Source organism: Nocardioides sp. Z21_20, assembly GCF_059766585.1.
This window is the reverse complement of record NZ_JCBAJX010000002.1, coordinates 460457-472123: the sequence shown is the minus strand read 5'-3', so window position 1 is coordinate 472123 and position 11667 is coordinate 460457. Positions and strand designations below refer to the sequence as shown.

The following is an 11667-nucleotide window of genomic DNA, read 5'->3' as shown; positions in this document are numbered from 1 at the left end:
TCCGGCTCAGTCGAACAGAGGCTGGCCCAGCAGGGCGCGGCCGACGAAGTCGTGGAGTGCGTCGGTGGTGGGTGCCATCACGCGGGCGGCGCGGGCATCGCGGAAGCGGCGCTCGATGGAGAGATCCTTGCGGAACGCCGCGCCTCCGCAGACGACCATGGCGAGGTCACTCGCGGCGGCGGCGATCTCACCGCAGGCGGCCTTGACCTCGAGCACCAGCAGCTGCGCGTCGGGGCGGCCCTGCTCGACGGCGCTCAGCGTGGCCTCGAGCAGCGCCTTCGCCTGGTCGGCCTGGATCTGCAGCTGAGCCAGCTTCGCGCGGACGACCGGCTGCTGGCCGAGCGTCTGGCCCAAGTGCTCCAACCTGGTACTCCGCAGGTGCTCGGCGGTCGCGGCGGCGACCGCCTGGACCAGCCCGACGCTCATCGCGGCGTTGAGGACCAGGAACGTCGGCAGCACGTACGTCAGCGCCAGATCCAGCCCGGCGCCGTCCTCGCCCAGCTGAGCGTCCCGGGGCACGCGCACGCCCTCGGCGGTGACCGGGCAGGAGTCGTTGCCCCGCAGGCCGAGTCCGTCGAAGCCGCCGACCACGCTCAGCCCGGGCGCCGTGGCCGGGAGGCACCACAAGGTCATCGGGCCCTGCGCGGAGACCGGCCGCGAGGACCAGAGATAGCTGTCGGCCTCGTGCGCGGCGGTCACCCAGCTCTTGCGGGCGTCCAGGACCACCTCGTCACCGTCGAGGACGGCGGCGCCCAGGGGCGCCCAGAAGTGTGCTCGGGAGCCGGACTCGGAGAAGGCGAGCGTGGTCAGGTGCCCTCCCCCGGCGATCTCGGCGAGCACGTCGGAGCGCCCGGCCGCCGCGAGCATGCCGGTCGCGGCGTAGTGCATGGTGGTCACCATCGCGGTGGAGCCACAGGACCCGGCCAGCGTCTGCACGACATCGGCCGCCTCGCGCAGGCCGCCCCCGCCCCCACCGTCCTCCTGGGGAACGGTCAGGGCCAGGATGCCGGCCGCGGCCAGCTCCTCCATCGCGCGCTTGGGGAACCTCGCCTCGGCGTCGATGTCGGCGGCCTCAGGCGCGACGACGTCCTCGACGATGCGCTGGAGCTGCTGCTGATAGGACATCACGACCTCCGCAGGGTTCGCGCGGCGCCAGACCGCTGCGTCACATCCTGCGTTCACCCACGCCGATGTGGCTAGAGCAGAAGCCGGGAAACCACCCTTGACAATAATTCCTGTCAAGGCGCACCGTGGAGTGATGCAGGACATCGAGGTCATCGAGAGCCGGGAGGCCGCCGCCGCGGCACTGGACCCGGTCCGCGCCCGGCTGCTCGGCGAGCTGGCCGTCCCGGCCTCCGCCGCCGGGTTGGCGGCGCGGGTCGGCATCGCGCGACAGAAGGTCAACTACCACCTCAAGGCGCTCGAGGCGCACGGGCTGGTGGAGCTGGCCGAGGAGCGCCGGCACGGCGGGCTCACCGAGCGGGTCCTGCAGGCGTCGGCGGCGACGTACGTCGTGTCGCCGGCGGCGGTCAGTGCCGACGCCGCCGACCCCGACTCCAACGCCGACCATCTCTCGGCGGGCTACCTCGTCGCACTGGCCGGCCGGCTGGTGCGTGAGGTCGGCACGCTGGCGCGCCGCGCCGGAGCGTCGGGCAAGCGGCTGCCGACCCTGACCATCGACACGCAGATCGGCTTCCGCTCGGCGGCCGACCGGGCGGCGTTCGCCGACGACCTGACCGCCGCGGTGCTCGACCTGGCCGCCCGCTACCACCACGACGACGGGCGGCCCCACCGGCTCGTCGTCGCCGCACACCCACTTCCTGAGGAGAGCAGATGAGCACGACACCGAACGTCCCCTATCGCCTCGAGTTCAGCGTCGAGGTCCCGGGCACCCCGGAGCAGGTCTGGGAGGCCATCGCCACCGCCAAGGGCATGAGCGCCTGGTTCGCGCCGACCGAGATGGAAGAGCGCGAGGGCGGCTCCCTGCACTTCACCATGGGCCCCGAGATGGGCTCGGACGGCCGGGTCACCGGCTGGGACCCGCCGCGCCGCCTCGTCTACGAGGAGGACTGGGCGGGCCTGATGGGCGTGGACGCGTCGGCGCTCAGTCCGCTGACCTCGGAGTTCATCGTCGAGGCCCAGTCCGGCGGCACCTGCGTGGTGCGAGTGACCAGCAGCGGCTTCGGCACCGGCGCCGCCTGGGAGCCGGAGTTCTGGGACACCATGGGCCCCGGCTGGATGCCGTTCTTCGACAACCTGCGCCTCTACCTCGCGCACTTCCCCGGCCAGGAGGCCACGCACTTGGAGGTCACCGCCTCCCACCACTGCGACGCGGTGGCGCTCTGGTCCACCATGCACGACGCGCTGGCCTTGCCAGAGGAGGGTGCGCCGGTCGAGGTGCGCGGCGCCACCGGCACCCTCGAGCGCGTCGGCGAGCGACAGGCGCTGGTGCGGCTCACCGCTCCGGTCCCGGGCCTGCTCAGCGTCTTCACCTACGGCGAGGGCGACGCCAAGGCGAGCGCCGGGGTGCGGGCGTACCTGTTCTCCGCCGACGCGGCCGACTACGTACGACGCGAGCAGCCCGCCTGGCAGGCCTGGCTGGACGGGCTCGCCGTACCGGCCTGAGCCTGCCCGGTGGTGCGCACGCCGGCGGTGCGCGATCGCCTCGACGTGGGGCTACCTGGCCCGCTCAGCGCGAGAAGTAGCGTCGCAGACGTCGCTGCCGATGCTTGAAGAAGGCGTCGATGACCACCGCCAAGAGTGCGGCGAGGCCGGGTACGGGCAGCCGCGGTTGGAAGGTGACCCGGTCATGGACCCGGGTGCCGCCGGCGACGGGAGTCAGGCGCCGCTCGTGCTCCCAACGCCGCATGCTCACCATGGTGGAACGCTCGAGAAAGCGAGTGCCGGCATCGACCTCGGCCACCGTCAGATGGTCGAAGTCGAACGGGATGACCCCGAACAGCCGCAGCCAAGCTCGACCGACGGGCTGTCCCAGAGGAACGGTGTCCACGGACAGCCCCCTCGCCCCGCGCGGCATGCTCATGGTCATCCAGGGCAGCATCTCGAAATTGATGCCCTCGGGCTGGACCACCCGGTCCCATACCGCCGCCGCGGGAGCGGGCACCTCGGTGTGGTTCTCCACAGTCCTCGTCACTCTGGCCGTGCCTCCCGCTCGAGATCGGAGGTCACACCCTCGCACAGCGGGCGGGCGAGGTCCTCAGATCCTGCACCGATGAGTTCTCGACGTCACGCGATCGGTACACCCGAGATAGACCCACCTGAAAGGAGCTGACGCCATGCGGAAGCTGATCTACTCGATGAACACGTCCCTGGACGGCTACATCGCCGCGCCCGGCGACGACATCGCCTGGAGCGTGCCCAGTGCCGAGCTGCACCAGTGGTTCAACGACCGAGCCGGCGAGATCGGCCTCTCCCTGTACGGCCGCAAGCTGTGGGAGCTGATGAGCGCGCACTGGCCGACCGCCGACCAGCAGCCCGACGCGACGCCCATCGAGGTCGAGTTCGCCCGTGCCTGGCAGAAGACACCCAAGGTGGTGTTCTCCACGACCCTCGACGAGGTCAGCGGGAACGCGCGCCTGGTCACCGGCGACGCCGTGGCCGAGATCAGCCGCCTGAAGGCCGAGGATGGCGCCCCGATGGAGATCGGCGGGGCCGCCCTCGCGGGCACGGCGATGCGCGCCGGCCTGATCGACGAGTACCAGGTGGTCACGCACCCGGTGCTGGTCGGCGGCGGCACGCCGTTCTTCAGCGCGCTGGACAGCTGGGCGAACCTGCGCCTGGTGGGGACGAGGACCTTCCCGGACGGGGTGACGCTGGCGCACTACGCGTCCAGGCGCTGACGTCGCGCTCTCTGACGTCAGCCGACGTGCCAGTAGCGGTTGACCAGCGCGACGCGCGCATCGTCGTTCTTGGCCACCTTCTTCATCTCTGCGGCATCGTCGGCCTCCCGAAGCCGCTCGAGCACGGCATCGATGAGCTCGCTGGGGAAGACCCCGTCGGCCTCGAACGACGCCCGCTCGCTCTCGAGCGCATCGGCCGACTCCGCGCACGAGGACGGCAGCTGCTCGAAGTCGTCGTTGTCCTCGGTGTTCAGCCGTGCGGCCAGCTTCAGACTGTCGGAGCTGCTCAGGCCTCGCCTGGCCGCGACGGCGATGCCTGCCAGGAACAGGTGGACGTCGGCCGAGCCGTCGCCGAGCCGGAACTCCACCGTCTGGGGGTGGATGGCCGGCTCGGGGATCGACCCAGTGTGGCCGGGGTTGGCGTGGGCGACCATGCCGGGCAGCACGTGACCGCCCCAGGCCAGGGGCACCCGCACCAGTCCAGAACGGTCGGTCTCGCCCCAGCAGATGCCTTCCGGTGACTCGTCACCCTCGGTGAAGCGCAGGTACGACGTCGGCACGGTGTTGCCGAAGGCCGTCAGTGCCTTGGCCGCCGACAGGTACCCGGCGATCAGCCGGCGTGCGGTGTCGTTGATGCCGTCCTCATCCACGATCGCGCTGGCGCCGTCGCGCACGAGCCTGGTGTGGACGTGCAGCCCGCTGCCCGCCCCGTCGCTGCTGATCGAGGGGGCGAAGGTCGCCTCGAGGCCATATTCATAGGCGACCTCGCGCACGACCCACTTGGCCAGGACGAGAGCGTCGGCGGCCTGCTCCACCGGCACGGGCCAGAACTCGATCTCGTGCTGCACCATCTGCCGCTCGTCCTCGAGGATGTTCCCGACCTCGCCATGGGCGTACTTCAGCTTGATGCCCATCGCCGAGAGGTGGCCCAGGACCTGCTCACGCACCCGCTCGCCCTTCGAGAAGGGCGACGACTCCTGATAACCGCGCTCCTCCTCCACCGGGAAGATCGGATCGACCTCGTCGACGAGGTAGTACTCCAGCTCGCCGAACGCCTCGAGGATCATCCCCGTCTCCTCGGTGAGCACCTCGGCAGCGCGCCGGACGATCTGCTCGTGCGCGTGCGGCAGCGGTTTGCCGTCCTCGTCGTAGAAGGAGCAGAGCACATCGAGAGAGGTGCGCTCCCCGAAGGGGTTCAGGAAGGCGGTGCGATGACGCGGCACGATGTAGACATCACTGGCCGCGGTGTCGGTGCCTTCGAAGACGCTGGACCCGTCCACCCGCTCACCCCGGGTCAGGACCTCGACGAGGTGCTCACGGGAGTTGATGGCGAACGCGATCGTCTTGAGCCGCCCGTCCCCGCCGACGTAGCGCAGGTTCACCTGGCGCAGGTCCAGTTCCTCCGCGGCCTGAACGAGGTCGCCGCAGGTGAAGTCGGCGGCCGGCTTCCCGAGAAGGCGGACCAGCGGATGGGGTTCGAAGGGGTCAGTGGCCATGCCCCCGTTTTTACCAGCAGCGACGAAGGGCGACCGCGAAGCGAGGGGCCAGCATCACCACCCACCAGGTGCACGGGATCCTCCAGTTACCCGCGAGTCACGCCTCATCCGGCCGCGCGAACGCGCCGATTCACACGTTGAAGTGGAACTCCGCCCGTTCCGTGAGCGAACTTTTCCTGGCCTTGGCGGCCGCGATGCGCGGGCCGCTGAACCACAGCACGATCCCCGCCAGGACCCAGACGCCTAGGGTCAGGGCCGCTGCGCCTCCGCCGGCGCCGTCGAAGTAGGCCACGGTGCGGACGAGGGTTCCGGCAGCACCGGGAGGAAGGAGCTGGCCGATCATGGCTACCCCGGCGGGCAGCCACTGGGCGCTGGTGGCGATGCCCGCGAAGGGATTGCCCACAAACATCATGGACATGGCCGCAAGGGTGAACCCCTTGGTGCCGAAGCACTCATTGAGGCCGGCCAGGGGCAGGGCCAGGGCTGCGATGCCCAGGGCAACGCTTGCGGCAACCGGGATCAGGGGGCCCTCGATACTGCCAAAGAGGTACTTCAATACGGCCGCGACCACGAACCCGCCGGCCACCGAGAATCCGGTGAGGCCGGCGAAGATCCACCAGCGCTGGCCGGACAGCATGGACCGGAACGCCACGGCCGGCACGATGCCGCCGAACACCAGCGGAAAAGCCAGGCCTCCGATGCCGACGCCGGTCGGGTCGCCCGAGGGAAGCGGAACCACGTCCACGATCTCGGCGGTCTGTCCCATGTTGCCCGCCATGGTGGCCCCGACATTGCTGACCGTCCCGGAAACGGCCGTTGAGCCGGCGCTGGCCACATAGACGGTCATATCCGGATCGGTGAAGTCGAATCCGCCAACGATCTCCCGGTCACGGATTCCTTGCTCGAGGTCCTCTGCATTCTCGTAGGACTGCACCACGAAAGCACCCGGCGACTGGGCCTCCAGGGTTTTCGAGACCGAGTCTGCCCGGTCCTGCGGCCCCACCACTCCCAAACCCAGATCCCGTGGTCCGGAGAGGAGCGACGGCGAGATGAACAGCATCAGGAGGGCAAGCAGGATGACGGAGAGCCCGGTGGTCAGACCGGCCCAAACGGCCGCGTGCTTTCGATGAGAGCCGGATGACGGCGTCTGCGTTGTCATGATCCTTCTTCTTCGGAGGAACTTCCTCCACTTCTACGGAGGATATTCCTCCGGTCTAGACTGAAGGTCAACTTGAGGGGTGCGGATGAGAGCTGACGCTGTGCAGCGAAGAGAAGCGATCATCACCCATGCGAGGCACCTGTTTGCCGAGCGGGGCGGCGATGTTGCGCTCGAGGCTGTAGCCGCCGCAAGCGGCGTCGGGATCGCCACCCTGTACCGCAACTTCCCCTCCCGCGGGGACCTTGTGCACGCGGTGGTCCAGGACCTTGTGGAACAGATCATCCAGGCCGTGGATCAGACCCGGAGCACGCTGAACACTGATCCGGCTGCGGCATGGAAGGACCTGTTGTCCAGCCTGACGGCAATGGAGCTCGGTGCGCTGACGGACGGGCTCGCGCTGCAGGCTGGGGCCCAGGATTTGGAAGCCACGCCTCTGGCGCAGGTTCAACGGCCTGCCGTCGAGGCGCTGGATCAGGTGCTGGCCGCGCTCAAGATGCAGGGGGTGGTACGGCAGGACCTCACCGCACTGGAGGTCATCGTCGCGGTAGCGACGATCACGCGGCCGCAGATCCCCCCGATCCGTGAAGCAGCGCCCAAGGTGCAGGCCCAGCTGGCACAGGCATACCTGCTGTGGAGCCACGCTTCGTAAGGCTGCAGGCAAACAAGAAGTGCTAGCCGGATCGAAATCCGGGAAGCACTTCTTGGAGCAGGGCTAGACGTTGAAGCGGAACGAAATCGCCGGTTTTCGGCTGCTCTTGAGTCTCGCCGGTTTCCGTTGAAAAGGGCCTCTGACCTGCGCAAACATGGTGTTGAGGCCGTTGGGCGCCGATGGTCGGGATCGGTCTCAGCGTGACTTCTTGCGGACTGTTTGCGGACCGCTGGGGTCACCGCGAGATCCCTCTGGCGAGGACAGCGTCGAACAGCGTTCGGGCGACCTGCTCGGCCTTCTCGGTCGCCGCGGCTCCCACCGGCTTCGCCTCGTAGCGGTCCTGATTGCGAGCGCGTCGCAGGCGGTCGAACTCCCGCGCCGCCCTCTCCGCTGGTGGCTTGTCGAAGACCGCGCGCAGGTAGCGGCCGAGCGCCTCGTGCTGGCCCGGCCCGTTGGTCGTCCGGAAGCCGTACGCCGCCAGCAGCGCCTCGCCCGTGTCGTGGCAGGCGTCGTAGGCAATGCCGTACTTCACGACAACGCTGGTGAGCAGCTGCAGTTGGTCCAGGCGCTCCTCGGCCTGGCGTAGGAACGAGGTCGCACGCACGAGGTCTGCGGGCACGACATCGAGCCGTCGCGCCTCGACCAGCGCGAGGACCGTCGCCTGCTGGACGCGCGTGAGCGGGGTCAGCGCCACGGCAGCTCCCCGATCACGGCGACCGCCGGGCCGTTGCGCACGTGGTCCAGGAACCCGGAGGTCGCCGCAAACTCCTCAGGGGTGAGGATCGTCGGGTTCACGGGACGGTGCACGGCGGCCTCGACTCGGGTGCACGCCTCGTAGACCGCGTCCACGTCGGGCTCCCCGAGCACCATGACGTCGATGTCGTGGGGTGCCGGACCGGCATCCCCGAGCATCCGTGCGGCGAAGGAGCCGTAGAGGAACGCCGACTCGATCCCCTCGATGCGGGCCAGCTCCCCGGCCAGGACCACCACCGGGCCCGTCGCGACCGTGAGGATCTCGCGTAAGGGGTACACCAGCGGGCTCTCGTCGTTGGCGCGGATCAGCCTCGTGCGCCCCACCTGCCGCGCGCTCAGAATGCCGGCGTCCACCAGGCGCGCCACCTCGCGGTGCGCGGTCGGGTAGGCCAGGCCAGCCCGCTCGGCCAGGTCTGTGACGCTCAGCTCGTCGCCGGAGAGCAACAATGTGGAGAGTAGGCGCGCCTGGCCGTCCGACCGAAAGATCGGCGCGAGGAGCGGCGGCTCAGTTCTCATATACTTGAGGTTATCCTCCACTATATCGATAGTCAACGCGTCGCTTGCTAACCCCGGAAGGTCGGATCGCCGCTCACGCCAACGAGATACCCGGCCATGTACGGGAACCCCTTGAGCAGCACTCGGCGGTAGGACTCGAACAGGATGACCCCGGACTCGGGGAACATCTCGATGCGCTCGACCTGCTCATCCAGCCGCGTCTCGAACGGACTCGGCAGCGCTAGGTCGAACTGCTCGTAGTGGTCATAGATCGCAGTCAGGTCATCTTCCACGCCGGGGTGGAAGACCAGAGGTAGTCGACTCACGCCCTACGCGCAGCAAGCCGAGCTTTGAGCTCGTCCCACGCCAACCCCACCGAGGGGTCAGCTTCAAGCTCTGCTGCCCGGGACCGGATCATCGCCTTCTGATCGTCGGTGACCTCGATCGGCTCGGACTCGACAGTGCTCTCGATGTACTCGACCAGCTCCAAGCGCTCGTCAAGGCTCATTGCCTGGATCGCGGACTGAAGTGATGGGGTCACCATGATCAGAGGGTACGCCGACCCCGCCTCCGGCCGGCGGCGTTAACTGGTGGCAGTCGTCCCCTCGGACGCCTGCACGCCTGCACGCCTAGCAGCCAACGCACACCATGCGGCATGAGAGTGCGTCTGCATCCATCGCGGTCCGAGTCGTTAGCCGGACACGGTCCCGTTCGAGGTTGATCGTGGCTAGTGTCCCGAACATGGGTTGGCTCGTCGTTCTCGTGCTCATCATCGGCATTGTGGTGTACGTGCGCTTCTCGCCTCGGAAAGCCGAGCCACCACCATTAGCTCCGACGCAACCGCCGCGCCCGGCACAGCCGTCGTCCCGCCCCAGTCTCGCAGTGGAAGAGGCACGCGTCCGTCGCGAGGTCGAGGCAGAAGCCGCCCGGATGATGCCTCAGATCGAGGCCGAGGCGGCCCTTATGCGGCGCGAAATCGACTCGGAGGTGATGGACGAGGCTTCTTTCGTCGGGCTTGAGGAGGTCGACCCGGAGCCGGTGGAGGAGCCACTTCTTCGGGGCATATGGCGTGAGGATTATGCGCCGAAAGAGGACGAGGGCCGCTACCTGACCCGGATGGCCGACGGGCTGGCGAACCTGTACCTCGCGGACGCTGGGGATCGGCTGGCGGTCTGGTCCCCGGTCGATGGAGGGGGACTCATCAACCCGAAGGGGCCAGGACTTCGCCGCCTCGGTCTGTACGCGTCGTCTGCACGAGGTACGGACCACTACCGCTCCGCCTACCGAGCCGCCGACCTGAGTAAGGGCAAGTGGATCGACCTCCTGCGCGAGCCCAAGAACCCGCACGATAAGAACGCCGTCGCGATGTGCGCGCCCGGCTCGCGCATCCCGTTCGGGTACGTGCAGCGGGGGCGAGCGCCCGCTGTGGCCCGCCGCATGGACGCGGGCGAGGACATGGCTGCGGTATCGATGCGAGGTCCGGGCCAGGGGCACGCCGATGACTCCACTCTTGTCCTGATCGGCAGTCGCGCTGACCTGACAGCCATGCTCTACGGCTGAGGCCAGTCCCTGTCTGGGTTCTACGGGCACCTCGCCTGATCGGTAAGGTTCGCACTCACCGCGGCAGATGCGGACGTGAGCATCCGTGCTCGCGAAGGTCAGAGTTGGCTACTCTCGCAAGATGCTCGAAGCTGATTCGCTGGCCGTGGTTGTCCGCTACACGGACTACGACGGCTCCGCGCCGGAGCAATGCGTGGCTTTGATGACGGCATTTGCAGACGTTGACGCGGCTGACGCCGAAGCGGCCCGGCTCAACTCGGTTCGCCGGAACGAGCGCGTGACCTATTTCGTAAAGATCACGCGAAGTGAGACGTGAGTACCTCCTGCCGGGATCGCCCCGCGCGGATCGCGGCTTGTCCGGATGACGGAACTCGTAGATTCCCGAATTGTCTAAGCGCCGCCGGCCTGCATAATTCTCGCGTTTAGCAGCGTCCACGTGAGCACTCTCGGCGTCGGTTGGAGGAAGGGCCAAGTATGCCTCGGGATGGACTGTCCACGGAATACGAGAACGGCGTCGCAGATGTACTGGCGTACCTGGCGGGTAGTACCGCCGAAGTGGAGCGCGATGTGCGTCTTCCTGGACGGGACAGCGGAGTCGAACGTCAGTTGGACGTCGTTGTTCGAGGCACCATCTTCGGGATGACCAACGCTGTGTTGGTGGTCGACTGCAAGCGATGGGACAAGAAAGTCAACGCCCCGCACGCCTCATCGTTTGTGGGTCTCGTTGGTGATGTTCGTGCAGACTTCGGTCTCCTAGTGACATCCAAAGGACACTCTCCTGCTGCGGCGGCCATCCTGGAGAACGCGCGGGGCATGCGCATCGATGTCATGTCGCTGAATGAGCTAAGTCAGTGGAGTCCGCCGGGGACGCGCGCCGTTTCTTATCGCGTCAGAAGGATCGACCTTGAGGCAGCGTCCGCAGCTTTGAGACGCGCAGGATTTCGGGTGCGCATGGCATCTGACGGAAGACTCGCGGATGACGAAGTCGCGCTAGAGGCATTTCGGCACTACCCCGAAGCGCTTGCAGAACCTCCTGACCAGTTCGGCCCAATGGGCAGAGCATTGGAGTCAGTCGGAGTCACCCCGGACGTCCTGAGCCACGGTGTAAATGTGCTGGGCGGCACTCCCCAACACCGGTGGATGATGGTCACGGTCAATGGTTTGGAGACCGGGTACAAAGTGGTCGCTGGCGATGAGTCCGGCCTCGCGGAGCAGCTTCAAGGCGTGAAAGACATGTATGAAGCTCAAGGGTTAGACACTCGGACCGTAGAGATCGATGTCATCAGACCGCAAGGATGGCCATACCCGACACGCATGTTCGGCTAACCAAACTCGATCAGAGACGTCCTGCGAGCCAGAGCTTGCCGCAGGCCAACGGTCCATGCGGGGGCCCTGGGCACGTGGTCAACACAGAATGGCGAGTCGCATCCCGAACTCCGCTCATCGGCACGTTAATGCGTTCGCAACGTGCGGCGAGAGGAACGAGACGTGGTGGTGCGCACTGTCGGCAAGGCCCGCTGAGAGCCGTCTCTGGCCTTGGCCGACAGAGACCACCGCGAACACGAGCTCTGCAGATGACGACACCACGACGCCCGCATTGAACTCCTCGATGTCCCGATGAATGGCTGACGTTGGCTGTCGACGGAACGAAGAATCTCCCTCCAGGACGGCGAAAATCGCTCTCGAATCACTGTC

At 67.6% G+C, this 11667-nt stretch carries 15 protein-coding genes; 7 read left to right on the top strand and 8 right to left on the bottom strand.

What is annotated here, in order from left to right:
* Nucleotides 1–6: 6 nt before the first annotated feature.
* Nucleotides 7–1125: an acyl-CoA dehydrogenase family protein gene (locus tag AC6EH9_RS05920; RefSeq protein WP_498421498.1), complete on the bottom strand. Its 1119-nt coding sequence runs from the start codon at nucleotides 1123–1125 to the stop codon at nucleotides 7–9.
* Between the two features lie 133 nt (nucleotides 1126–1258).
* Here AC6EH9_RS05920 and AC6EH9_RS05915 point away from each other — a divergent pair, with 133 nt between their 5' ends.
* Together AC6EH9_RS05915 and AC6EH9_RS05910 are read left to right on the top strand one after the other, a co-directional pair.
* Nucleotides 1259–1837, top strand: a complete 579-nt coding sequence (locus AC6EH9_RS05915; RefSeq protein ID WP_498421495.1) for an ArsR/SmtB family transcription factor — start codon at nucleotides 1259–1261, stop codon at nucleotides 1835–1837.
* Nucleotides 1834–2625: an SRPBCC family protein gene (locus tag AC6EH9_RS05910; protein WP_498421493.1), complete on the top strand. Its 792-nt coding sequence runs from the start codon at nucleotides 1834–1836 to the stop codon at nucleotides 2623–2625. The genes AC6EH9_RS05915 and AC6EH9_RS05910 overlap by 4 nt, the downstream gene beginning before the upstream one ends.
* Before the next feature lie 64 nt (nucleotides 2626–2689).
* Here AC6EH9_RS05910 and AC6EH9_RS05905 read toward each other — a convergent pair whose 3' ends face one another.
* The gene (locus tag AC6EH9_RS05905) at nucleotides 2690–3142 is read right to left on the bottom strand and encodes an Rv1443c family protein (RefSeq protein ID WP_498421491.1); all 453 of its coding nucleotides are present in this window, start codon (nucleotides 3140–3142) and stop codon (nucleotides 2690–2692) included.
* Nucleotides 3143–3296: 154 nt separating this feature from the next.
* Here AC6EH9_RS05905 and AC6EH9_RS05900 point away from each other — a divergent pair, with 154 nt between their 5' ends.
* Nucleotides 3297–3860, top strand: coding sequence for a dihydrofolate reductase family protein (locus tag AC6EH9_RS05900; RefSeq protein ID WP_498421488.1), 564 nt, complete (start codon nucleotides 3297–3299; stop codon nucleotides 3858–3860).
* 17 nt (nucleotides 3861–3877) lie between these two features.
* On the opposite strand, the gene AC6EH9_RS05895 is transcribed toward AC6EH9_RS05900, so the two are convergent.
* Entirely contained in the window at nucleotides 3878–5356 is a 1479-nt protein-coding gene (locus AC6EH9_RS05895) for a glutamine synthetase beta-grasp domain-containing protein (protein WP_498421486.1), read from the bottom strand.
* Nucleotides 5357–5486: 130 nt separating this feature from the next.
* Nucleotides 5487–6515 (bottom strand): hypothetical protein, encoded by a 1029-nt coding sequence (locus AC6EH9_RS05890; protein WP_498421484.1) that lies wholly within the window; start codon nucleotides 6513–6515, stop codon nucleotides 5487–5489.
* Nucleotides 6516–6600: 85 nt separating this feature from the next.
* Here AC6EH9_RS05890 and AC6EH9_RS05885 point away from each other — a divergent pair, with 85 nt between their 5' ends.
* Entirely contained in the window at nucleotides 6601–7164 is a 564-nt protein-coding gene (locus AC6EH9_RS05885; RefSeq protein ID WP_498421482.1) for a TetR/AcrR family transcriptional regulator, read from the top strand.
* 235 nt (nucleotides 7165–7399) lie between these two features.
* Here AC6EH9_RS05885 and AC6EH9_RS05880 read toward each other — a convergent pair whose 3' ends face one another.
* From AC6EH9_RS05880 to AC6EH9_RS05865, 4 genes are read right to left on the bottom strand one after another with little or no spacing between them, the layout of a single operon-like run.
* Entirely contained in the window at nucleotides 7400–7858 is a 459-nt protein-coding gene (locus AC6EH9_RS05880) for a HEPN domain-containing protein (protein WP_498421480.1), read from the bottom strand.
* Entirely contained in the window at nucleotides 7849–8433 is a 585-nt protein-coding gene (locus AC6EH9_RS05875; protein ID WP_498421478.1) for a MarR family transcriptional regulator, read from the bottom strand. The genes AC6EH9_RS05880 and AC6EH9_RS05875 overlap by 10 nt, the downstream gene beginning before the upstream one ends.
* A 47-nt stretch (nucleotides 8434–8480) precedes the next feature.
* A complete protein-coding gene (locus AC6EH9_RS05870) occupies nucleotides 8481–8738 on the bottom strand; it encodes a type II toxin-antitoxin system RelE/ParE family toxin (protein WP_498421474.1) in 258 nt (85 codons plus the stop codon).
* Nucleotides 8735–8956 (bottom strand): addiction module protein, encoded by a 222-nt coding sequence (locus tag AC6EH9_RS05865; RefSeq protein ID WP_498421472.1) that lies wholly within the window; start codon nucleotides 8954–8956, stop codon nucleotides 8735–8737. The genes AC6EH9_RS05870 and AC6EH9_RS05865 overlap by 4 nt, the downstream gene beginning before the upstream one ends.
* Before the next feature lie 197 nt (nucleotides 8957–9153).
* On the opposite strand from AC6EH9_RS05865, the gene AC6EH9_RS05860 reads away from it, so the two are divergent.
* The 3 genes from AC6EH9_RS05860 (at nucleotide 9154) to AC6EH9_RS05850 (ending at nucleotide 11298) form a co-directional block, all read left to right on the top strand.
* Nucleotides 9154–9972, top strand: coding sequence for an HIRAN domain-containing protein (locus AC6EH9_RS05860; protein ID WP_498421470.1), 819 nt, complete (start codon nucleotides 9154–9156; stop codon nucleotides 9970–9972).
* 121 nt (nucleotides 9973–10093) lie between these two features.
* Nucleotides 10094–10288 (top strand): hypothetical protein, encoded by a 195-nt coding sequence (locus AC6EH9_RS05855; RefSeq protein ID WP_498421468.1) that lies wholly within the window; start codon nucleotides 10094–10096, stop codon nucleotides 10286–10288.
* Between the two features lie 158 nt (nucleotides 10289–10446).
* Nucleotides 10447–11298 carry a restriction endonuclease gene (locus AC6EH9_RS05850; protein WP_498421466.1) on the top strand — a complete coding sequence of 284 codons (852 nt, stop codon included), beginning with the start codon at nucleotides 10447–10449 and terminating at the stop codon, nucleotides 11296–11298.
* Nucleotides 11299–11667: the final 369 nt, after the last annotated feature.